Genomic DNA, 22,942 nt, shown 5'->3' on the forward strand with positions numbered 1-22,942 from the left:
ACCAAAAAAAATAGCTTCCCCTTTTAGGAAGCCACGTCATTATTTTTTAATTAAACGTTTTGCTTTTTCAGTATTTGCGAAATGCAATTTTGCAACTTTCGATAAAGCTGCCTCACCATATTTTTTGATGAAATCTGCAGCTGCTTTGTCAACTCTTGCGCCCGCTCCTTTTGGTAACTCAAATCCGACTTTCACACTGAGTTTTTCGAATTCCTTCACAAATGCGAATCTAGCGATAATCGATGCAGCCGCAACAGCAATATGAATACCTTCTGCTTTTGTGCTGAAGTAAATCTGTTGCGATTTCCAAGGAATCGCTTTTCCAGTTAAATAGCGGAAGAAAACGTCCGGCTGGCAAAACTGGTCTATTAAAATGCCATCAAAAGACTGTTCTGGAGTGAGCCTGTTGACCACTTTCCCAATTGCTTGATTATGCAGAAGCGCTTTAAGCTTCCCTTGATTCATTCCGCTGGTCTCTAGTTCGTTGTACTTTTCATTTCTTAAAATCAGTAAGCTGTGTGGTACAATTGGGATAATTTCTTCAGCAATCTTTGCAATTTGTTGGTCATTTAAATCTTTAGAATCCTTGACACCCAACTTCTTTAAAAGCTCCACTTGGTCACTTGCCACAAAGGCAGCAGCCACTGTGATTGGACCAAAAAAATCCCCCGTTCCGACTTCATCTGACCCAATTATCGATAATTGGCTAATGTTTGGTGGTGGAGAATATTTCCCCATTTGCAGACCAGGGCTGGCATTCTTTTTCCTTGGCGTTGTTGATGCTTTGGTAGTAGTAGAGCTAGTTTCGCCACTTGCCCATTTGCTTGCCTCTATTTCGGCACCTTGACCTTGAAACAATACTTTTCCGGATTTGTAGGCAGTAATCGTGCACCCATTCGGTTTTGCTACAAATACACCTCCGGGTGGAGTTTTATTAACAATGGAGGACTGGTAATGTGCTTTCATTTCAGCAATTTTTTTACTTGTTACGGTTAAAACCGTGTTTGACATTGGCACGAACTCCTTTTATCAATAATAATTTTGAAAAGGCTACTATTCATGGTATCATTATATAAACTATTCGTGGTATTTTTACACATTTTTTATTCAGGAATAATAGGGGGCCTTTCTAGGTGTCTGGTCAAAATAGAAAAAGGATTTCAGTGGAGATATATGGTCACCAATATACAATAGTCGGGGATGAAAATTCAAACCATATCCGGATTGTTGCTACAATGGTTGATAGAAAAATGAAAGAGATTAGCGAGTGTAATCGTTTTTTGGATACAAATAAACTAGCAATCTTAACATCAGTCAATATTGCGAATGATTTTCTTAAATTACAAGCCGAACATGAGGCGTTAAAAAACGATTATGAAAGCTTATTAATAAAACTTGAAAAGAAAGAGGAAAAAGCGAACAATGATTGATTTAATTTTACTTTTCGTCCTTGTGATTGGCTTTTTCATTGGATTTAGACGCGGCTTTGTTCTCCAGATTGTGTATTTTGTTGGTTTTATTGCCGCCTTTATTGTTGCTTATTTATATTCTGATGATGTAGCCCCTTTTTTAAAGATTTGGATACCACTTCCAGCTCCATCAAAGGAAAGTGCTGTGTCAATTCTTTTTGACAACTTTGACTTGGAGGCTGTTTTTTATCGCGTCATTGCATTTGCGGTTCTTTTTTTTGGTACAAAAATTATCATGCACTTTATTGGCTCCATGCTTAATTTTCTAGTAGATTTACCGATTCTCCGCACCATTAATGGCTGGCTTGGTGGAGCATTGGGGTTTGTAGAAGTGTATTTGGTACTATTTGTCCTCCTTTTTGTGGGCGCTTTAACGCCGATTGATTCCGTACAGGTGATGGTGAATGATTCTTTGTTGGCAAAAGGAATGATTGAGCATACTCCGATTGTCTCTGAAAAGCTTAAAGAATTATGGTTTCACTCAGGAACAGGAACAACATATTTTTAAAAACCCTCGATGCAGTGTGCATGGAGGTTTTTAAAAGTTTAACCTTGGTATTTCATAAAGAAGGTGATTAGGATGAACATTCATAAAAAGGATATTATCAAAGTATTAGAAACGATTGCTATATATTTAGAAATTAAAGGGGAAAATCCGTTTAAAATTTCTGCATACCGGAAAGCAGCTACAGCCCTTGAAGCTGATGATCGAAGCTTGAAGGATATTGGTGATTTTTCAAAAATAGGTGGTATAGGCAAAGGGACGGCTGCTGTAATCGAGGAATTATTGGATACAGGTAAATCGAGCGTGCTCGAGGAACTTAAGGAACAGGTACCCAAAGGATTACTGCCACTATTAAATCTGTCTGGTCTTGGTGGAAAGAAAATTGCAAAGTTATATCAAGAGTTACATGTTACTGATGTAGAATCATTAAAAAAGTGTTGTATCGAAAATAAGGTACAAGCTTTAGCTGGCTTTGGCAAAAAAACAGAGGAAAAAATTTTAGCAGCGATTGAAGAAATCGGAAAACGTCCTGATCGACTCCCTGTTTGGTACATGCTAGAGATAGCAGCTAAGGTGGAAGAAGCGCTTCGTAACATGAGCGATATCATCCAATTTTCACGGGCAGGAAGCTTGCGGAGAATGAAAGAAACGATAAAGGATTTGGACTTTATTATTGCCACTACGAATCCACAATCGGTTCGTGAGCAGCTTTTGCAGCTGGAAAATATAGCTGACGTGATTGCCAGCGGGGATACAAAGGTTTCCGTAGTATTGCATTATGATTATGATGTGTCAATCGACTTTCGCCTAGTGGAGCCAAAGAGTTTCGCAACAACATTACATCACTTTACCGGGTCAAAAGATCATAATGTAAAAATGCGCCAACTTGCAAAAGAACGGGGCGAGAAAATCAGTGAATATGGTGTGGAAGTCCTTAAGACAGAGGAATTGTTGACATTTTCATCAGAAGAAGAATTTTTTGCTCACTTTGGGCTCCAATTTATTCCACCGGAAATGAGAGAGGATCAAGGAGAAGTCGAAGCAGCACAGGCAGGGGAAATTGCTCCATTCTCTGTGGACGATATTAAGGGTGACCTTCATATGCATACAACATGGAGTGATGGCGCCTATTCTATTCAAGAAATGGTGGAAGCAGCAAGGGCAAGAGGATACTCTTATATTGCCATCACGGATCATTCTCAATATTTAAAGGTAGCCAATGGTTTAACGGCCGAGCGCCTACGTGAACAGCGCAAGGAAATCAACAGATTGAATGACTTATATGGTGATATTACAATCTTAGCTGGTGTCGAAATGGATATCCTGCCGGATGCGACGCTTGATTTTGATGATGAAGTATTAAAAGAAATGGATATCGTAATCGGCGCTATTCATTCAAGCTTTTCACAAAATCGTGATAAAATAATGGAGCGCCTCGTCACAGCGTTAGAAAGCGCACATGTAGATATTATCGCCCATCCAACAGGAAGGCTGATTGGAAAAAGAGCGGGCTATGATGTTGATTTAGATATGTTAATCGAAATCGCTAAAAAGACAAATACTGCTCTTGAATGTAATGCCAACCCCTACCGGTTAGACTTATCAGCAGAATGGCTGAAAAAAGCGCAAGAAGCTGGGGTTAAGCTAGTTATCAATACAGATGCCCATCAAATTGATATGATGGAGCATATGAAACTAGGGGTTGCAACGGCGAGAAGAGGCTGGATTAAAAAAGAGGGTGTCCTAAACACTTGGAATATTGATAAACTTATTGCATTTTTAAATCGGAATTGCTAATGTTTCGGATTAGGCACGGACTGCAGATTGCATAGAGAAGAGCCTAACCTGATTAAGGAGGGTGAATCATTGAATAAGCGAGTACTTCGCATTTTAGAGTTTGAAAAAATAAGAGAAACATTGATGAAATATGCAGCTTCATCTTTAGGAAAGGAAAAGGCCGAGCGACTCTTACCTTCCTTCGATTTTGATGAAATTGTAAAATGGCAGGAAGAAACGGATGAGGCTGCAAAAGTATTAAGGCTTAAAGGTCAAGTCCCACTTGGAGGAATTTTTGATATCCGCCCCAGCCTAAAAAGAGCGCAAATCGGTGGGGATTTAAGTGCAACTGAATTGTTGGATATAGCCAGCACTATTTATGGTGGCAGACAAATCAAAAATTTCATTGAAGGTATGATTGAGGATGGAATTGAACTTCCAATTTTAGAAAGCTATATTAGCCAACTTATCACCTTAACAGATTTAGAACGAAAAATAAAAAATTGTATTGATGACCATGGCTATGTAATGGATGGAGCTAGTGACAAATTACGCAGTATCCACCAGACATTGCGTTCAGCAGAATCTCGTATACGCGAAAAATTGGACAGTATGACACGGTCTTCATCTGCACAAAAAATGCTGTCAGATGCTATTATTACGATTCGGAATGATCGTTTTGTTATTCCTGTAAAACAAGAATACCGCAGCGCCTATGGTGGGATCATCCATGATCAGTCCTCTTCAGGTGCGACGCTATTTATCGAACCGCAAGCTGTTGTCCAGTTGAATAATCAGCTTCAAGAAGCAAGGGCGAAGGAAAAGCAAGAGGTAGAAAGAATTTTACATGAGCTGACACAATTTGTTGCCGAAGATGCGGAGCCATTGCTGCATAATGTAAAGATTTTAGCTGAAATCGATTTTATGTTTGCCAAAGCGGCTTATGGCCAGAAAATGAAAGCTTCAAAGCCTAGCATGAACCAAGAGGGTAGAATAAGAATTTTCAAAGCGCGGCATCCACTAATCGATCCAAAACAAGTCGTTCCAAACGATATTATACTTGGGGAAGATTACTCCGCCATCGTCATAACCGGTCCAAATACAGGCGGTAAAACAGTAACATTAAAAACACTGGGCCTATTAACAATAATGGCACAGTCAGGTCTGCAGATACCGGCACTTGATGGCTCAGAGATGATGGTATTTACAAATATTTTTGCGGACATCGGCGATGAACAATCCATCGAGCAAAGCTTAAGTACGTTCTCATCCCATATGACAAATATCGTGGAAATTTTAAAGCGGGTTGATGCGAATAGTCTCGTTCTTTTTGACGAACTTGGAGCAGGAACGGATCCCCAGGAAGGGGCAGCGCTTGCTATTGCAATTTTGGATGATGTATACAACCGTGGAGCAAAAGTTGTTGCGACGACACATTATCCAGAATTGAAAGCCTATGGTTATAACCGATCAGGTGTCATTAATGCCAGCGTTGAGTTTGACGTTGAAACGTTAAGTCCAACGTATCGTTTACTTCTCGGTGTTCCTGGCAGAAGTAATGCCTTTGAAATTTCTAGTCGTTTAGGACTTTCACAAGATGTCATCCATCATGCTAAAAGCTTCGTCAGCCAGGAAACAAATAAAGTAGAGAATATGATTGCCTCCCTTGAGGAGTCTAAGAAGAAAGCGGAAGAAGAGTGGCAAGACGCTGAAGAGATTCGGAAAGATGCCGAAAAACTTCGTCAAGAGCTGCAAAAGCAAATCATCGCTTTCTATGAGGAACGGGATAAATTATTAGAAAAAGCAGAAGAAACGGCAAAAGAAGCAGTCGATAAAGCCAAAGGTGAAGCAGAAGCGATTATTAGAGATTTAAGAAAAATGAAAACGAACGCGGTTCTATCAGTGAAAGAGCATGAATTAATTGAAGCCCGTAAAAAATTAGAAGAAGCTGCACCAACACTGCAAAAAAATAAAAAAGTAATCGTAAAACAAGAGAAGAAGCAAAAGCTCCTCCCAGGTGATGAAGTGAAGGTTGTCAGCCTGGACCAAAAAGGGCATATTGTTCAAAGAATTAGCAATGGCGAGTTTCAAGTACAAATTGGCATTCTTAAAATGAAAGTGAAAGAGAAGGATCTTGAATACATTAGTCGGCCAACGCCTGTCGCCACAAAACCGTTAGCAACAATTAGAGGATCGGATCATCATGTGAAACCAGAGCTTGATCTTCGTGGTGAACGCTATGAGGATGCCGTTTTGAAAGTAGAAAAATATATTGATGACGCACTGCTTGCCGGTTACCCAAGTGTATCCATTATCCATGGAAAAGGAACAGGTGCACTTCGCAAAGGAGTTCATGACTTCCTGAAAAACCATCGCCATGTAAAATCCTATCGTCTTGGTGGTATGGCAGAGGGTGGAAGTGGAATGACATATGTTGAATTAAAATAGTGGAGCTATTATTGACGCGTTTCATTGTACATGGGAATTTCCTATGTATAGTAGGCTTCGCTAAGGGAGAGGTCATTCATGAATAATTTTTGGCAAAACAACTATGTGCTGACAGCAGCAAATTATAGTGTGATCATATTATCATTAGTTGTCTTTCTTTCAATTTTTGAGCTTGTAACGAAGTACCGAAATATGGAAGAAATAAAGAATGGTAATATGGCTGTGGCGATGGCGACCGGGGGAAAAATATTTGGCATCGCCAATATATTCAGATTCTCCATTGAACATAATGATTCATTAGTGACGATGCTAATATGGGGATTATACGGCTTTATTCTACTCCTAATCGGCTATTTTATTTTTGAATTTTTAACCCCGAAATTTAATATTGATGATGAAATTGAAAAAGGCAACCATGCTGTTGGTTTCATAGCAATGATGATCTCAATAGGATTATCTTATGTGATTGGCGCAAGTATTGTTGCATGATTGGTAGAGGAGTTGGAAGGCTTGGAGAAACTTGCAAAAATTTTAATGATTGTCTGTGCTCTCTTTTTTATCATAGGTTTATTTTATTGGTTTATTAATGCATGAGGGGACAAGGGGACAGGTACCTTGTCCCAGCTCTTTGTTGCGTAAATTCTTATCCCAAAATTTTTCTTGTGGGACAAGGTACCTGTCCCCTTGTCCCTGAATACAATGTAAAGTAAGGCATTGGAAAAAAGGGGGTATTGAAATGGACGTGTTGCAGGAGAAACCTTGGCTCACCAAATATCCTACCGAAATTCCCCACCATATAAAATATGAAGAAAAACCGCTATTTGCATTTCTAGAAGAAGCGGCTGAAAGCTTACCAGACAAAATTGCAATCCACTTTTTAGGGAAGGAACTAACCTATAAAGAGCTGTATTCCTACTCGTTAAAATTGGCAAATTACCTGCGATCCATTGGGATACAAAAGGGCGACCGTATTTCAATCATGCTACCGAATTGCCCACAGGCAGTGATCAGTTACTACGCTGTCCTTTTTGCTGGTGGCATTGTCGTTCAAACCAATCCGATGTACAAAGAACGTGAACTAGAGTTTCAATTGAGGGACGCTGGTACAAAGATGATCATTTGTTTAGACATCCTCTATCCAAGGGTCGCTAAAGTGAAAAGGGCAACGATTCTTGAACATGTGATTGTAACTAGTATTCGTGACTATTTACCATTCCCCAAAAACGTCATCTACCCATTTATTCAAAAAAAACAGCAGCAAATTAAATTGCAGATTCCCCACGGAAAAACAACTCATCATTTCAAAAAAGCAATTCAAAGCTCAAGTGCCCAAAAAATTCCACTCGACATAAATCCTAAAGAAGACCTCGCTATCCTCCAATATACAGGTGGGACAACAGGTCAGGCCAAAGGGGTGATGCTTACCCACTATAATCTTGTAGCTAATACAACCATGTGTATTCATTGGATGTATAAAATGAAAAAAGGTGAAGAAATCATTTTAGGAATACTTCCTTTCTTTCATGTGTTTGGAATGACTGTAGTCATGAACTTGGCAATCATGCATGCTTCAAAAATGATTTTACTCCCCAAATTTGATGTAGAAGAAACGTTATATACAATTGAAAAAATGAAACCCACCATCTTTCCCGGCGCACCAACCATTTTTATCGCGCTAGTAAACCACAGTGAAATTGCAGATTATGACCTTTCATCGCTTACATGCTGTATTAGTGGATCCGCACCATTACCACTTGAAGTTCAAGAAAAATTTGAGGAAATCACCGGCGGCAAACTTGTCGAAGGCTATGGTCTTACGGAGGCTTCCCCTGTAACCCATGCAAATTTCTTGTGGGATATTCCAAGGGTAAAAGGCAGCATTGGCGTGCCATGGCCTGATACTGAGGCTTTTATACTATCATTGGAAAAAGGAGGCCCTGCTGAACCTCATGAAATTGGTGAAATTGCGATACGAGGACCACAGGTGATGAAAGGTTATTGGCAGCGCGAGGATGAAATGGCAGCCAGTTTTTTTGAAGAGAAATGGTTATTAACTGGCGACCTGGGCTATATGGATGAGCATGGTTATTTTTATATCGTTGATCGTAAAAAAGATATGATCATCGCCGGTGGATTTAACATTTATCCACGCGAAATTGAGGAAATTTTGTATGAACATGAAAGTATCAGGGAGGCCGTTGTCGTAGGTATTCCTGATGAATATCGAGGAGAAAATGTGAAAGCTTATATCGTTTTAAAAGAAGGTGAAAAAGTAACAGCGCACGAGCTAGAAACTTATTGTCGGCAAAATTTGGCCGCTTATAAAGTACCACGTATCTTTGAATTTCGCACAGAATTGCCAAAAACGGCCGTCGGGAAAATATTAAGACGTTGTTTACTAGAGGAAGAAAAGTGGGAAGTCTGAACAACAAAAGTTGTTCAGATATACATAGGGAGCACATCCAGGTACTTGTAGGAATTTTTTGAAAAAACAAATAAAACATGGAGGAAATTTAGGTTCTATAGAGAAATAGTTAAAGGTGTACTTATTTGCTGACTAATAGAACAACTTCTTATGAATGAAGTCAGCACACTAATCTAATAGGGTGACCATTTATTTGGGACGGGGAGGAATGAAAACGAATGAATTTTTTTACTGTACAGATTGATCAGAAAATTGGTACAATAACTTTAAATCGACCACCTGCAAATGCTCTAGCTAGTGACGTTTTGAAAGAGCTTTCAATTGTCTTGGACGAAGTTGAATCGAACGAAGATGTACGAGTTCTTGTATTAAGAGGCGAGGGAAGATTTTTCTCAGCTGGTGCAGATATAAAGGAGTTTACTGAAGTTGACTCTGAAGAAGGCTTCAAGGAAATTGCCCAGCGGGGTCATGATGTGTTCAAGCGCATTGAGAACTTTTCAAAGCCGGTGATTGCAGCAATCCACGGTGCAGCATTAGGTGGGGGATTAGAATTAGCGATGAGTTGCCATATAAGATTGGTAAGTGAAAATGCAAAGCTTGGTTTGCCGGAATTAACATTAGGAATCATTCCTGGATTTGCAGGTACGCAAAGATTGCCTCGTTTAGTTGGAATGCCAAAAGCTGCTGAAATGATGTTTACAAGCGAGCCGATTTCAGGTAAACAAGCAGCTGCCTTAGGATTAGTGAATCATGCCTATCCAGAAGAAGTTCTTTTCGAGGAAGCGTATAAATTGGCTCAAAAAGTTGCTGCCAAAAGCCCTAATTCTTTAAAAGCAATTATTGAACTTCTTCAATATGCAAAAGTTACCTCTTTTGAACAAGGCTCTGAACAAGAAGCAAATCTTTTTGGCAAGGTTTTTCTAACGGAGGATGCAAAAGAAGGCATAAGTGCATTTCTCGAAAAACGCACACCTGAATTTAAAGGAAAATAGGAATGTAGTCTTTTTAGCCACAAACTGAGCGCTCGCTCAACAAAAAATGATAAGATTATACAAATAATATAAGGAGGGAATTTTCATGAACATTTATGTATTAATGAAAAGAACATTTGACACAGAAGAAAAAATCGCGATTAATAATGGCAAGATCGCTGAGGATGGTGCTGAATTTATTATTAATCCTTACGATGAATATGCACTTGAAGAAGCGATTCAGCTTAAAGATAAGCATGGTGGCGAAGTGACCGTCGTTACAATAGGCAACGAAGATTCTGAAAAAGAACTACGCACTGCTTTAGCAATGGGAGCAGACAAAGCTGTTCTCATCAATATTGAAGATGATGTTGAAAATGGAGATCAATATACAACAGCAAGAGTACTAACACAATATTTTAAAGACAAGGAGTTTGATATCATCCTTGGAGGAAATGTGGCTATTGATGGCGGATCAGGACAAGTTGGTCCAAGACTTGCAGATGCACTTGATATTAACTATGTAACAACAATTACAAAATTAGATATCGATGGCAACAAAGCAACAATCGTGCGCGACGTGGAAGGTGACAATGAAGTGATTGAAACGACATTACCTTTACTAGTTACGGCACAGCAAGGTTTGAATGAACCTCGTTATCCTTCTTTACCTGGAATTATGAAAGCAAAGAAAAAACCATTAGAAGAGCTTGAGTTGGATGACCTTGATTTAGAAGAAGATGATGTAGAAGCAAAAACAAAAACGCTTGAAATCTACTTACCACCGAAGAAAGAAGGCGGGAAGATTCTCGCAGGTGAAATGGGCGAACAAGCAAAAGAATTAGTTAAATTACTACAAACTGAAGCGAAAGTAATATAATCGGGGGGAGAACATAATGACTAGAAAAGTACTAGTATTAGGTGAAGTTCGTGATGGTAATTTACGAAATGTTTCATTTGAAGCAATTGCAGCAGGGAAGCAAATCGCTGAAGGCGGTGAAGTAGTAGCTGTTTTGATTGGAGAATCTGTAGCTAGCTTAGGAAGTGCCATGATTCAATATGGAGCGGACCGCATTGTTACTGTAGAAAACGCTGGGCTGAAAAACTACACTGCAGATGGCTATTCTCAAGCACTATTAGCTGTTATTAATGCTGAAAATCCAGAAGGAATCGTACTTGGACATACTGCACTTGGTAAGGATTTATCACCGAAAATTGCAGCCAAACTAAACTCAGGACTAGTTTCTGATTGTGTGAATATTGAAGCAGCAGGCGGCAATATTGTGTTTACACGTCCAATCTATTCCGGAAAGGCTTTTGAAAAGAAAATTGTAACGGACGGCATCTTATTTGCAACAATCCGCCCAAATAATATTCCAACACTTGAAAAGGATGAAGCGCGTACAGGCGATATTTCGTCTCTAAGCGTTGATATTAAAGATTTAAGATCCATTATCAAAGAAGTAGTTCGCAAAGCATCCGAAGGCGTTGATCTTTCTGAAGCTAAGGTGGTTGTTGCTGGTGGTCGCGGTGTGAAGAGTGCTGACGGTTTCAACAGCCTTAAGGAATTAGCGAATATTCTTGGCGGAGCGGTAGGAGCTTCTCGTGGGGCCTGTGATGCAGATTATTGCGATTATTCACTTCAAATCGGCCAAACAGGTAAAGTAGTAACTCCTGATTTATATATTGCATGTGGTATTTCCGGGGCAATTCAGCATCTTGCGGGAATGTCAAACTCTAAGGTTATTGTTGCCATCAACAAAGATCCTGAAGCGAATATCTTTAATGTAGCCGATTATGGCATTGTTGGCGATTTATTTGAGGTTGTTCCATTATTAGTGGAAGAGTTCAAAAAAGTTAAAGTAAACGCGTAAATATAATAGGCTTAATAAAAAGCGTGTAGTGCTGCCACTACACGCTTTTTAATCTAATGAGTAATGCAATTGCAAAAAGGATATAGTAATATAGAGCAAATGATTTCCTTCAAACAACTTCTAATGGTATACTCTTAATAAATAATTTAATAAATAATGCTTCTTGTAAGGAGGATAAAAAATGGCGATTGTACATGCAACTGATCAAAGCTTCGCATCTGAAACAAATGAGGGTGTAGTCCTTATAGACTTTTGGGCACCATGGTGTGGACCTTGTAAAATGATTGCTCCTGTATTAGAAGAGATTGATTCTGAATTAGGCGAAAAATTAAAAATTGTAAAAGTAGATGTGGATGAAAATCCAGATACAGCTGCCAAATTTGGAATAATGAGCATTCCAACTCTTTTAGTTTTTAAAGATGGAAACAAAGTAGATCAATTCGTTGGTTTCCAGCCAAAAGATGCACTCAAAGCAAGATTAGAAAATCATATTTAATGAAAGTAAAAAATAAGCCAGGCATTATCGGCTTATTTTTTTAATGTCCACACACTACCTGCAGTGCTTATTACATTAGGTGATGCGCTATTTGCTTATGAACGGAGGTTGCTCGAATGAATAGTCATCTCAAAGAAAAACTCAGTCTTTTGCCAGATCAACCGGGCTGTTATTTAATGAAGGATCGGCAAGGAACGATTATTTATGTTGGCAAAGCGAAAATATTAAAAAATCGCGTCCGTTCCTATTTTACCGGCTCCCATGATGGTAAGACGGCACGATTGGTGGCTGAAATAGAAGATTTTGAATTTATTGTCACATCCTCTGAATTAGAAGCTCTCATACTAGAAATGAATTTAATTAAAAAGCATGATCCGAAATATAACATCATGCTGAAGGATGATAAAAGCTATCCATATTTAAAAATAACAGCTGAAAAGCATCCAAGATTGTTAACAACGCGCATGGTAAAGAAGGATAAAGGGAAATATTTCGGACCGTATGCCAATGTAGGGGCAGCCAATGAAACGAAAAAGTTATTGGACCGCCTTTATCCTTTAAGAAAATGCTCTACAATACCAGATCGAGTCTGCTTATATTATCATATGAATCAATGTCTGGCACCATGTGTAAAAGACGTGACGGAAGAGGAAAATAAACGGTTGGTTGATGAAATCGTAAAATTTTTGAATGGCGGCTTCCAAGAGATCAAAAAGCAATTGGTTGAAAAAATGTATAAAGCGTCAGAAGACCTTGATTTTGAGCGGGCAAAAGAATATCGGGATCAAATTTCTCATATTGAGTCTGTCATGGAAAAACAAAAGATGAATTTGAATGAACTAGTTGACCGCGATGTATTTGGATATACGTATGATAAGGGATGGATGTGTATTCAGGTATTTTTCATTCGTCAAGGGAAATTAATTGAACGGGATGTTTCCTTTTTTCCATTTTATAATGAACCTGAAGAGGACTTTTTAACCTTTCTAGGGCAATTTTATTTAAAAAGCAATCATATAAAACCGAAAGAAATTTTTCTCCCAGAAGAAATAAACGGTGAATATGCTGAAAAACTAGTCGAGGTAAAAGTCCTTCAACCGAAAAAGGGAAAGAAAAAGGACTTAGTAGACTTAGCAATCAAAAATGCAAAAATCGCTTTGAAAGAAAAGTTCTCCTTGATTGAAAGAGATGAAGAAAGAACGATTAAAGCAGTGGAGAATCTCGGTAAAAAAATGGGGATTCCTACTCCACATCGAATAGAAGCATTTGATAATTCGAACATACAAGGGACAGACCCAGTTTCGGCGATGATCATGTTTGTCGATGGAAAACCTGAAAAGAAAGAATATAGGAAATATAAAATTAAAGGTGTAGAGGGTCCGGATGATTATGCATCTATGCGCGAAGTGACGAGAAGAAGGTATTCGCGGTTATTAAAAGAAAACCTACCGCTGCCGGATTTAATTATTATAGATGGCGGCAAGGGCCATATCCATGCTGTCAAAGATGTCTTGGAAAATGAATTGGGCCTGGAACTACCGATTTGTGGACTTGCAAAGGATGAAAAACACCGAACATCGGAATTGCTCTTTGGCGACCCGCTTGAAGTTATTTATCTTGGAAGGAATAGTCAAGAGTTTTATTTGCTGCAACGAATCCAGGATGAGGTTCATAGATTTGCTATTACATTCCACCGCCAACTTAGAGGAAAGACCGCATTTAAATCAATACTGGATGATATTCCAGGAGTGGGTGAGCAAAGAAAGAAGAAAATCTTACATCACTTTGGTTCCATTAAGAAATTAAAAGAAGCAAGCGTCGATGATTTAGTAGCGATCAATATCCCCAAAAATGTCGCAGAAAATATTTTGAATTCGCTCCAAGAAGAAAAGGTGTCAGAAGAGTAATGGCTTTCTGACACCTAGAATAAAAGTGTTATAATAAGAAATGAATTTTATGATTCCCATTGAACAGTAAATATAATAGTATGTGTTTTTTTCTTTTGTTGTTCCATTGCTTCTGTTTCTTTCCCTGTGATGTTTTGTATCTGCTCCGCTAAAAAGCCTGCCTCAATCTGATAAGAGTACTCCACATTACGTTCAAAACGATTTGCGATTAACTCACTCGTAAGTTCAACAATAATTTCATTTTTGTTCTCTTTTGCAACTGACAAAATTCCGAAGCCCGTTGTTTCAAAAAAATGAATAATTTCCTCCAAAGATTGTAAAGGAAACTTCCTAGCGAGATTTTTGCCCCCCCAGTATAAAATGGATTGATAATCCTTTCCAAGGAGATCCTTTAATAATGTTTCACGAATTAATTCATACCCAAAAGCTGGTACGGTTAATTGTGACAAAGTTTCATTTATTTTTTCATCCTGTTTTTTGCTGAACAATCGAAACCACCCTTTCTAACCATATTATTATCTTTTTTATTGAACTTAGCAATAAAGGTTTTTTTATAAGAAATGTATAAAAAATAAATGATTTTGCATATTATTTAAGGAGAAATAAGTTGATATTAGGAATAATATGTAAAACTATGCAAGAAAATGAATTTTTTGAATCTTTATTTATGGGTGTCCTTGACGTGTTTTGTAGATGAGAGTAAAATGGACATGTCACAGATTATTCAAAGAAGGTTCACAAATTCATTTCCTTCTTTGTAGTTTTTTGCTTACGGGGAGGTAGGAGACTATCAATCTGTTCAGAACACTTATTTCAAACCAATGTAAAGTATTAAAGGGGGGGCAAAAATGGCAAAAGAACGTGAATTTTTAAACCGAAGACTCCATTCATTATTTGGTGTCATTCCGGTGGGTCTATTTTTAACCGTGCATTTAACTGTGAATCATTTTGCAACAAACGGAGCATCATCATTTAACAAAGCTGTAGGATTTATGGAGAGTTTACCATTTTTACGCTTTTTAGAGGTATTTTTAATCTTCTTACCATTATTATATCATGCAGTTTATGGGCTTTATATTGCCTTTACTGCAAAAAACAATGTTAGCAACTATGGGTTTTTAAGAAACTGGATGTTTTTACTACAACGTGTAACAGGTGTTCTTACTTTAATATTTGTAGTATGGCATGTATGGCAAACTCATATTGCTGCATTACTTGGTACAGAATTAAACTATGACATGATGGCAAGTATTTTAAGTAGCCCAGCCATGCTTGTTTTCTATATTGTTGGAGTCCTTTCAACTGTATTCCATTTTGCAAACGGATTATGGTCATTTTGCGTAAGCTGGGGACTTACAATTACTCCTCGTTCTCAACAAGTATCAACATATGTGACTATGGTTATTTTCGTTTTATTAGCAATTGTGTCATTTAGAGCAATATTCGCATTTATCGATCCACAATTAGCTAATTTGTAATTTTAGTGCATTATTAAAGTTTCGGATAAACCAATCGGGGAGTGAGTTATTTTGAGTAATGGAAACTTAGTTATTGTCGGTGGCGGCTTAGCTGGTTTAATGGCCACTGTTAAAGCTGCTGAGGCAGGCGTTCATGTTGAACTATTATCATTAGTACCTGTAAAGCGTTCTCACTCTGTATGTGCACAGGGTGGAATTAACGGTGCTGTTAATACAAAAGGTGAAGGCGACTCAACTTGGATACATTTTGATGATACCATTTATGGTGGCGACTTCTTAGCAAACCAACCACCTGTTAAAGCGATGTGTGATGCAGCGCCTGGTATTATTCACTTATTTGACCGTATGGGAGTTATGTTCAACCGTACACCAGAAGGTTTACTAGACTTCCGCCGCTTTGGTGGAACAGAGTTTCACCGTACCGCATTTGCTGGGGCGACTACTGGTCAGCAATTATTATATGCATTAGATGAGCAAGTTCGTCGTCATGAGGTGGCAGGACTTGTTACGAAATATGAAGGCTGGGACATGATTTCCCTAATTCTTGATGATGAAAATGAGTGCCGCGGTGTTATCGGACAAGACCAACGTACACATGAAATGAAAGCATTTAAAGCAGATGCTGTTATTATGGCAACTGGTGGTCCTGGTATTATCTTTGGTAAAACAACGAACTCTGTAATCAATACAGGTACAGCTGCTGCAACTGCATATCAACAAGGTGTTTACTATGCGAATGGGGAGTTCATCCAAATCCACCCAACGGCAATTCCAGGTAATGATAAAAATCGCTTAATGAGTGAGTCTGCACGTGGTGAAGGTGGACGTGTATGGACATATAAAGACGGTAAGCCTTGGTATTTCTTAGAAGAGAAATATCCTGCATACGGAAACCTAGTACCACGTGATATTGCAACACGTGAAATTTTTGATGTGTGTGTAAACCAAAAGCTTGGAATCAATGGTGAAAACAGAGTATATCTTGACCTTTCACACAAAGATCCACATGAACTTGACGTTAAACTTGGTGGTATCATCGAGATTTACGAAAAATTCACTGGTGATGACCCACATAAAGTACCAATGCAGATTTTCCCTGCCGTTCACTATTCAATGGGCGGAATGTGGGTAGACTATAATCAAATGACAAATATTCCTGGTTTATTTGCAGCTGGAGAATGTGACTTTACACAGCATGGTGCAAACCGTCTAGGTGCCAATTCATTACTTTCTGCTATTTATGGCGGATCTGTAGCGGGTCCTAATGCCGTTGAATATATGAATAACCGTGAAAAATCTACTGCTTCATTACCAGAGTCTGTCTTTGAAAAGGCACTTCGTGGAGAACAAGACAAATTTAATAAGTTAACATCAATGAATGGTACAGAAAATGCTTATGTAATTCATAAAGAGCTTGGTGAATGGATGACAGATAACGTAACAGTTGTTCGTTATAATGATAAGCTTCTTAAAACGGATGAGAAGATTCAAGAGCTTCAAGAGCGTTGGGAGAACATTAACATTAACGATACATCTAAATGGAGCAACCAAGGACTTATGTTTACACGTCAATTAAAGAATATGCTACACCTTGCACGTGTAATTACATTAGGTGCATATAACCGTAATGAAAGCCGTGGTGCTCATTACAAACCAGACTTCCCAGAACGTAATGATGAAGACTGGTTAAAAACAACAAAGGCGAAATTCAATCCTGATAAGCAAGCTCCAGAGTTTTCTTATGAAGATGTTGATATTTCGTATATTAAGCCACGTAAACGTGACTATTCTACGAAACATGAATATGCAGAAAAACCAGAGGGGGAAAAATAATCATGAGTGAAAAAACAATTCGTTTAATCATATCACGCCAAGATTCACCAGATTCTGCCCCTTATCAACAAGAGTTTGAAATTCCATATAAACCGAATATGAACGTTATCGGTTGTTTAATGGAAATCCAACGTAATCCTGTTACTTCTAAAGGGGAAAAAGTTGCACCACCTACATGGGATATGAACTGCTTAGAGGAAGTTTGTGGTGCATGTTCAATGGTTATTAATGGCAAGCCACGTCAATCATGCTCTGCGCTGGTTGACCAGCTTGAACAACCAATTCGATTAGAGCCAATGCGTACATTCCCAATTAACCGTGACTTACAGGTTGACCGCAACCGTATGTTCGATTCATTGAAGAAGGTTAAAGCATGGATTCCAATTGACGGAACATATGACCTAGGCCCTGGACCAAGAATGCCTGAGAAAAAACGCCAATGGGCATATGAATTAGCTAAATGTATGACTTGTGGTGTATGTTTAGAAGCATGTCCAAATGTTAATGAAAAATCCGACTTTATGGGACCATTTGTATTTAACCAAGTTCGTCTATTTAATGCCCATCCAACTGGGGAAATGAATAAGTCTGAGCGGTTAGATGCATTTATGGGAGACGGTGGCCTTCAAGGCTGTGGTAACTCTCAGAACTGTGTTCAATCATGTCCAAAAGGGATTCCTATTACAACTTCCATCGCAGCTGTTAACCGTGATGCAACAGTTCAAATGTTCAAGAATTTCTTCGGTAGTGATAAATAATAGATTTATAGGGACAAGGGGTTAGGTACCTTGTCCCTATTTTATTTTAGCGAGCTCTATATTCCAAATCATACGGGACAAGGTACCTGTCCCTACCCCATAAAAAAAAACCTCCAGCCTGAACGCTGGAGGAGATTCCCTTTAACTTTATTACATATTTTCAGCAGTTTTGCCAACCTTTTTACTAACTTGAACAGGTCCTTTTGCAATCAATCCTAATGGTTTTCCTACAGATAAAACAGTTCTTCCAAAGAAATTATTTAAGAAAGTAGCACCACATAAATAGAATCCTGTAATAGAAATTGCGAACTCAGTGTAAGCGGCAATTTGTGCGAATAAATCATGGTTAATACCTAGTGTTGATAACCCTAAAGAAAGGAATAATACATCAATCAGTGCTAAAATTAAACCCATTACTGTGTGGACTTCAAAAGCGGCAACCGTTATAAATAAGGAGAAGAACAAATATCCGAAAAATGCAAAACCTAATTGTCTAGGATCAGCATTAGTAGTTAATTCTCCAACCCATCCAAGGCTGATTGCCCAGTGTGCTGCAACTCCCATCCAAAACAGCCCATATATTCCTAAAGCAGTAGCACCAAAATAGTTGTTGTTTTTAAAATCAACCATTGATGCCCATATCTGTGCGATACTTCCTAGGAAAATAGCCCAAGGAAGTGCATATTCTACCCCCGTTGTCCAACCCATTTTTTGAGATGATGCAACAAAAGTTACCATTGCTAGTCCAAAAACACCAAGTGCTGTTGGATCAGCCATTTTTACTTTTACTTCCGTAACTGCCCCCATCAATCAACGCTCCCCTTTGTTTTTCTATTTTTTGATATATAACACAGTCTCATTATAAAGCACAAAGATTTATAACACCTTACAAAATATTGCGTTCAATCATCAATATATTGCTGTAATTTTTAAAAAATTAAATCAATTAAACGCTTACAACAATATATTTTAAAATAATTATAATAAAATGCTATTAGTCAAAAAATGAAAGGTTGGTATAAGAACCAACCTTTTAAAGTTATGTTGTATTTAATTATTCGTTTACAGTAATAATATGGGCTTCTCTATATTCACTTGGAGACATGCCTGTTTGCTTTTTAAAGATTGAACTAAAATAATTTGGTGTATTAAACCCAACTTGGGCTGCAATTGATTCAATAGTATCATTTGTATTTGCCAGTAAATATTTCGCACGTTTGACGCGAATATTCGTTACATATTCAACGAATGAAACACCAAGTTCTTTCTTAAACAAGCGGCTGAAATACGTATGGCTTAAATGCACCTTATTCGCTACCTTTTTGATGGATAAATCTTCATGGAAGTAATTCGAAATATATTCAATGCATTTTTGTAAATTTGTGTCCTTCGTTAATTCTTCGTAGAAGCAAAGTAAACTTCCTTCACTTATTGCTTGTCCTAATGCCTTGCGTGCTTCACGGTATGGTTGGTTTAAATTTAAAGGTTCATTATATACTGATCCAACACCAACATTTAGAGTAATACCATATTCTTTTTGAATTTCTTCAATCAGCTTTAATAGGTAGTAGCGAATTTGGTCCCATTCACGTATAGATTTATATACATATGGTATATGAAATAATACTGCTAAATAACGTGGAAAAGAAACGAAATAAACGTCTTTCACCCAATGGGACAAATGATTTTTAATGGCTGAGCGAAGGTGGGATCGAATTACGCGCCGTCCTTCTTCATTTTCAATAAAATCTTGTGCTCCATCTGACCCTTGCACAAGGCAAACAATATTCGGAATGCTCTCCATTTTAGAAAAGGCTTGATATTTCTCTAGTTCTTCATTTGATTTTACCTCACCATATAATAAGCGTCGTAAAAACATTTCGCGAACAATAGGTAAATCACCTAAACCTTCAATTGAAGTTCTAATTGCATTAACGAAGGTATTTTTTCTTACAGGGTTTAGCAGCAATGAGTGGGTTTTTAAATTTACTGCAATTGGAGCAGTTTTTAAATTTGCCTCATCCATGATGATAACCAGCTTGCTTTGTAAATATCTTTTTCTTAGACGATTAATTTTAACCCAATCGAAAAATCCATGAATTTGAGCAACAATAATATCAATTTGAACATTGCTTTGGTCATCTTCAGAATATACCTGAAATTGCCCATCTAATGCCTCACTAATCCAGTTGTTGTACTGTTCCTGTGAGTCGGGCGCTATCCCCACGAGTTTAACGTTGTACATGCTATACATGATCATTGTCCTCCCTAATTTTCAGCAACTCTATTTAATTAAATGTTTGTTATAAATTTTAGCTACATTTATTATACTAAATTTTCGTACAATATGAGACAATCTTTTACACAAGTTGCAAAATTGTTCACAATTTCAATAGATTTTCATTATAGTATGTCACAAATTGTTTAATTATGTTGCAGATATAGACCCGAATTCTTTATAATTAGTATAACATTATTTCGAAATAATAAAAAGCTACCTTGAGTTAAATAATTACTTTTTTCTCTTGGATAAAATACTTTGACACAAAACCTATAAGTCACAGACTCAATGAAACTTACATATGATATCGAGACTAAATTTATTCCCTTCAAAACACAACTCATGCCCTAGTAAGGAGGGAAAAATTGATTGAAGGAAAACAACTACCAACCGAAGCCACTACTTACAAAGAGAGAGAAAGAGGTTTTTGAACTATTAGTACAAGATAAGACAACAAAAGAAATAGCTGAAGAGCTTTTCATAAGTGAAAAAACAGTTCGCAACCATATTTCGAATGCCATGCAAAAGCTTGGAGTTAAGGGGCGCTCCCAAGCCGTTGTGGAACTCCTTAGAATGGGGGAACTTGAACTTTAGAACGTGCCGGCTTTAAAAAAGCCGGCATTATTTTGGCTTGGGACAATGGATGTGTTGTGCTATAATATTCCCTTGGAAAAAGTAAATAAAATGGGGCGATTAACTTTTGAATAGACCAATTGGTGTAATTGATTCAGGTGTTGGTGGATTAACGGTAGCTAAAGAGATTATGAGACAGCTGCCAAAAGAAGAAATTATATACTTAGGTGATACAGCTCGTTGTCCTTACGGTTCAAGGCCTGTGGAGGAAGTTAAGAAGTTCACGTGGGAATTAACAAACTACTTATTAAACTATAACATTAAAATGTTGGTAATTGCCTGTAACACGGCAACAGCATTAGTTTTAGATGATATAAGAGAAAAAATTGACATTCCTGTTGTCGGAGTCGTCTACCCTGGAGCTAGAACAGCTTTGAAGGTAACGAAGAATCACCATATTGGCGTAATTGGAACAGTCGGAACCATACAAAGCGGTGCCTACGAACAAGCATTAAAAAGTATAAACCATCACGTAAAGGTAGAAAGTCTTGCTTGTCCATCATTTGTACCGATTGTTGAAAGCGGATATTATGAGGTTGAAGATGCTTTCAAAATTGTTGAAGATTCGCTGTCCCCATTAAAAGAACATGATATTGATACACTTATTTTAGGCTGTACCCACTATCCTATTCTTCGTGCTGTCATTCAACAGGTTATGGGTCAAAAAGTGAAGCTGATTAGTTCTGGGGATGAAACTGCCCGGGAAGTGAGTACTCTTTTACATCATGCCGGCATGTTAGAAACAGAAGAAACAATGCCAAATCATTTGTTTTTAACAACAGGGCCTAAAGAAATTTTCCAACATATTGCAGAGAGAGTATTTGAACATCCGATTCATAATGTAAAATCAATTACTTTATCATAAATGACCTTCCTTTTTGGGAAGGTTTTTTTTATTTAAAATAGTTTTTAAAAATTTTCGGTCTAAAACATGGCAATGCTCGTATATATATGTAGTACAAACTGCCTTGGGAGGGAAAAATATGTTTAAGATAAAAAAGAGCGGTTTACTGGCATCGATTGTAGCCTTTACAACTGTACTTACAGGCTGTGCAATGGGTGGTGAGCAAGCTGTACGTCAAATGAATGATCAAAAACAACAAGAGGTTACATATGTTGATGAGAATGCCTTAGACCCAAATACATCATCTACTGAACAAGTTGAGAATAAGGAAACGGCAGCAGCTCAAGAAACATATTCTAGAGAGCTTTTTCTATTAGACAAGAACGGCTATGTTGTTCCGCAGACAATCACATTGCCAAAAACAAATGAGGTTGCAAAACAAGCATTAGAATACCTTGTTGAAGGTGGACCAATTGATGAGCTATTACCAAACGGCTTTCGTGCTGTTTTACCGGCGGGTACAATTGTGAACGGCGTTAACCTATTAAAAGACGGTACACTAGTGGTAGATTTTTCAAAAGAGTTTTCAAATTATCAAGCAGAAGATGAAATGAAAATATTACAGGCTATTACCTATACTTTAACGCAATTTGATACGGTGAAGAAAGTAAAAATCCAAATTAATGGCTATGACCAAACAAATATGCCTGTAAATGGTACACCAATTAACGAAGGCACAAGTCGGGCCAACGGAATCAACTTTGATAACGGGGATGTCGTTGATGTCGTGAATAGTAAGGCGGTTACGCTTTACTTCCTTGCGCAAAATGGGGACAACACATATTATGTTCCTGTCACAAGAAGAATCGCTAAAAATGACGATAGCTATGCTGCTACAGTCAAGGAATTAATAAAAGGCCCAAGTGCAACATCTAGTTTGTATTCCGAGCTACATGATGATATTGCATTATTAGACCAGCCAACATACAAAAACGGGGTTGTTACATTAAACTTCAACGAAGGTATTTTAAGTAGCATTCAAGGAACTGCGCTTTCACAAAATATTTTAAATGAACTTGTTCTTTCATTAACAGAGCATGAAGGTGTAGAAAGTGTTGCAATCAAGGTTAACGGCGAGGAAAAAGTTTTGAACGAGAAGGGTACAGAAATTACTGAACCAGTCTCAAGACCAAAATCAGTTAATACAGGTAGTTTTTAGAGGATGATATTTGGTATAATAATCT

General features: G+C 37.8%; 21 protein-coding genes. 17 read left to right on the forward strand and 4 right to left on the reverse strand.

The window, feature by feature from the left end:
• Positions 1 to 39 precede the first annotated feature (39 nt).
• Positions 40 to 1,011 (reverse strand): ribonuclease HIII, encoded by a 972-nt coding sequence (gene rnhC / locus ACNQFZ_RS15750; protein ID WP_458412275.1) that lies wholly within the window; start codon positions 1,009 to 1,011, stop codon positions 40 to 42.
• 122 nt (positions 1,012 to 1,133) lie between these two features.
• On the opposite strand from rnhC, the gene zapA reads away from it, so the two are divergent.
• The 11 genes from zapA (at position 1,134) to uvrC (ending at position 13,871) form a co-directional block, all read left to right on the forward strand.
• Positions 1,134 to 1,430 carry a cell division protein ZapA gene (zapA, locus tag ACNQFZ_RS15755; protein ID WP_458412276.1) on the forward strand — a complete coding sequence of 99 codons (297 nt, stop codon included), beginning with the start codon at positions 1,134 to 1,136 and terminating at the stop codon, positions 1,428 to 1,430.
• Positions 1,423 to 1,977, forward strand: coding sequence for a CvpA family protein (locus tag ACNQFZ_RS15760; RefSeq protein WP_458412277.1), 555 nt, complete (start codon positions 1,423 to 1,425; stop codon positions 1,975 to 1,977). Before zapA ends, ACNQFZ_RS15760 begins: the two co-directional genes overlap by 8 nt.
• 72 nt (positions 1,978 to 2,049) lie before the next feature.
• Positions 2,050 to 3,771, forward strand: coding sequence for a DNA polymerase/3'-5' exonuclease PolX (gene polX, locus ACNQFZ_RS15765; RefSeq protein ID WP_458412278.1), 1,722 nt, complete (start codon positions 2,050 to 2,052; stop codon positions 3,769 to 3,771).
• Between the two features lie 69 nt (positions 3,772 to 3,840).
• The gene (locus ACNQFZ_RS15770; RefSeq protein WP_458412279.1) at positions 3,841 to 6,198 is read left to right on the forward strand and encodes an endonuclease MutS2; all 2,358 of its coding nucleotides are present in this window, start codon (positions 3,841 to 3,843) and stop codon (positions 6,196 to 6,198) included.
• A 78-nt stretch (positions 6,199 to 6,276) separates the two neighbouring features.
• Positions 6,277 to 6,687 (forward strand): DUF350 domain-containing protein, encoded by a 411-nt coding sequence (locus tag ACNQFZ_RS15775; protein WP_458412280.1) that lies wholly within the window; start codon positions 6,277 to 6,279, stop codon positions 6,685 to 6,687.
• Positions 6,688 to 6,934: 247 nt separating this feature from the next.
• The gene (locus tag ACNQFZ_RS15780; protein WP_458412281.1) at positions 6,935 to 8,623 is read left to right on the forward strand and encodes an AMP-binding protein; all 1,689 of its coding nucleotides are present in this window, start codon (positions 6,935 to 6,937) and stop codon (positions 8,621 to 8,623) included.
• A 218-nt stretch (positions 8,624 to 8,841) separates the two neighbouring features.
• The gene (locus tag ACNQFZ_RS15785) at positions 8,842 to 9,615 is read left to right on the forward strand and encodes an enoyl-CoA hydratase (protein WP_458412282.1); all 774 of its coding nucleotides are present in this window, start codon (positions 8,842 to 8,844) and stop codon (positions 9,613 to 9,615) included.
• Between the two features lie 85 nt (positions 9,616 to 9,700).
• Positions 9,701 to 10,474 (forward strand): electron transfer flavoprotein subunit beta/FixA family protein, encoded by a 774-nt coding sequence (locus ACNQFZ_RS15790; RefSeq protein ID WP_458412283.1) that lies wholly within the window; start codon positions 9,701 to 9,703, stop codon positions 10,472 to 10,474.
• 16 nt (positions 10,475 to 10,490) lie between these two features.
• Positions 10,491 to 11,468, forward strand: a complete 978-nt coding sequence (locus tag ACNQFZ_RS15795; RefSeq protein ID WP_458412284.1) for an electron transfer flavoprotein subunit alpha/FixB family protein — start codon at positions 10,491 to 10,493, stop codon at positions 11,466 to 11,468.
• A 181-nt stretch (positions 11,469 to 11,649) separates the two neighbouring features.
• A complete protein-coding gene (trxA, locus tag ACNQFZ_RS15800; RefSeq protein ID WP_458412285.1) occupies positions 11,650 to 11,964 on the forward strand; it encodes a thioredoxin in 315 nt (104 codons plus the stop codon).
• A gap of 116 nt (positions 11,965 to 12,080) precedes the next feature.
• Positions 12,081 to 13,871: an excinuclease ABC subunit UvrC gene (uvrC, locus tag ACNQFZ_RS15805; protein ID WP_458412286.1), complete on the forward strand. Its 1,791-nt coding sequence runs from the start codon at positions 12,081 to 12,083 to the stop codon at positions 13,869 to 13,871.
• A 47-nt stretch (positions 13,872 to 13,918) separates the two neighbouring features.
• Here the strand turns inward: uvrC and ACNQFZ_RS15810 are convergent, their stop codons facing one another.
• Positions 13,919 to 14,359, reverse strand: a complete 441-nt coding sequence (locus ACNQFZ_RS15810; RefSeq protein WP_458412287.1) for a YslB family protein — start codon at positions 14,357 to 14,359, stop codon at positions 13,919 to 13,921.
• Between the two features lie 360 nt (positions 14,360 to 14,719).
• Here ACNQFZ_RS15810 and ACNQFZ_RS15815 point away from each other — a divergent pair, with 360 nt between their 5' ends.
• The 3 genes from ACNQFZ_RS15815 (at position 14,720) to sdhB (ending at position 17,940) form a co-directional block, all read left to right on the forward strand.
• On the forward strand, positions 14,720 to 15,349 hold the full coding sequence (locus tag ACNQFZ_RS15815; protein WP_458412288.1) for a succinate dehydrogenase cytochrome b558 subunit: 630 nt from the start codon (positions 14,720 to 14,722) through the stop codon (positions 15,347 to 15,349).
• A 99-nt stretch (positions 15,350 to 15,448) separates the two neighbouring features.
• Positions 15,449 to 17,182: a succinate dehydrogenase flavoprotein subunit gene (gene sdhA / locus ACNQFZ_RS15820; protein WP_458415410.1), complete on the forward strand. Its 1,734-nt coding sequence runs from the start codon at positions 15,449 to 15,451 to the stop codon at positions 17,180 to 17,182.
• 2 nt (positions 17,183 to 17,184) lie between these two features.
• On the forward strand, positions 17,185 to 17,940 hold the full coding sequence (gene sdhB, locus ACNQFZ_RS15825) for a succinate dehydrogenase iron-sulfur subunit (protein WP_458412289.1): 756 nt from the start codon (positions 17,185 to 17,187) through the stop codon (positions 17,938 to 17,940).
• Between the two features lie 150 nt (positions 17,941 to 18,090).
• Here the strand turns inward: sdhB and ACNQFZ_RS15830 are convergent, their stop codons facing one another.
• Positions 18,091 to 18,747 carry an acetate uptake transporter gene (locus ACNQFZ_RS15830; protein WP_458412290.1) on the reverse strand — a complete coding sequence of 219 codons (657 nt, stop codon included), beginning with the start codon at positions 18,745 to 18,747 and terminating at the stop codon, positions 18,091 to 18,093.
• Positions 18,748 to 18,994: 247 nt separating this feature from the next.
• Entirely contained in the window at positions 18,995 to 20,194 is a 1,200-nt protein-coding gene (locus ACNQFZ_RS15835) for a helix-turn-helix domain-containing protein (protein WP_458412291.1), read from the reverse strand.
• A gap of 396 nt (positions 20,195 to 20,590) precedes the next feature.
• Here ACNQFZ_RS15835 and ACNQFZ_RS15840 point away from each other — a divergent pair, with 396 nt between their 5' ends.
• The 3 genes from ACNQFZ_RS15840 (at position 20,591) to ACNQFZ_RS15850 (ending at position 22,917) form a co-directional block, all read left to right on the forward strand.
• Positions 20,591 to 20,815 (forward strand): helix-turn-helix domain-containing protein, encoded by a 225-nt coding sequence (locus ACNQFZ_RS15840; RefSeq protein ID WP_173730763.1) that lies wholly within the window; start codon positions 20,591 to 20,593, stop codon positions 20,813 to 20,815.
• Positions 20,816 to 20,921: 106 nt separating this feature from the next.
• Complete coding sequence (gene racE / locus ACNQFZ_RS15845) at positions 20,922 to 21,719, forward strand: glutamate racemase (RefSeq protein ID WP_458412292.1); 798 nt, start codon at positions 20,922 to 20,924, stop codon at positions 21,717 to 21,719.
• 118 nt (positions 21,720 to 21,837) lie between these two features.
• On the forward strand, positions 21,838 to 22,917 hold the full coding sequence (locus tag ACNQFZ_RS15850; RefSeq protein WP_458412293.1) for a GerMN domain-containing protein: 1,080 nt from the start codon (positions 21,838 to 21,840) through the stop codon (positions 22,915 to 22,917).
• Positions 22,918 to 22,942 lie beyond the last annotated feature (25 nt).

The sequence above is a fragment of the Schinkia acidoalkalinis genome (assembly GCF_054301215.1).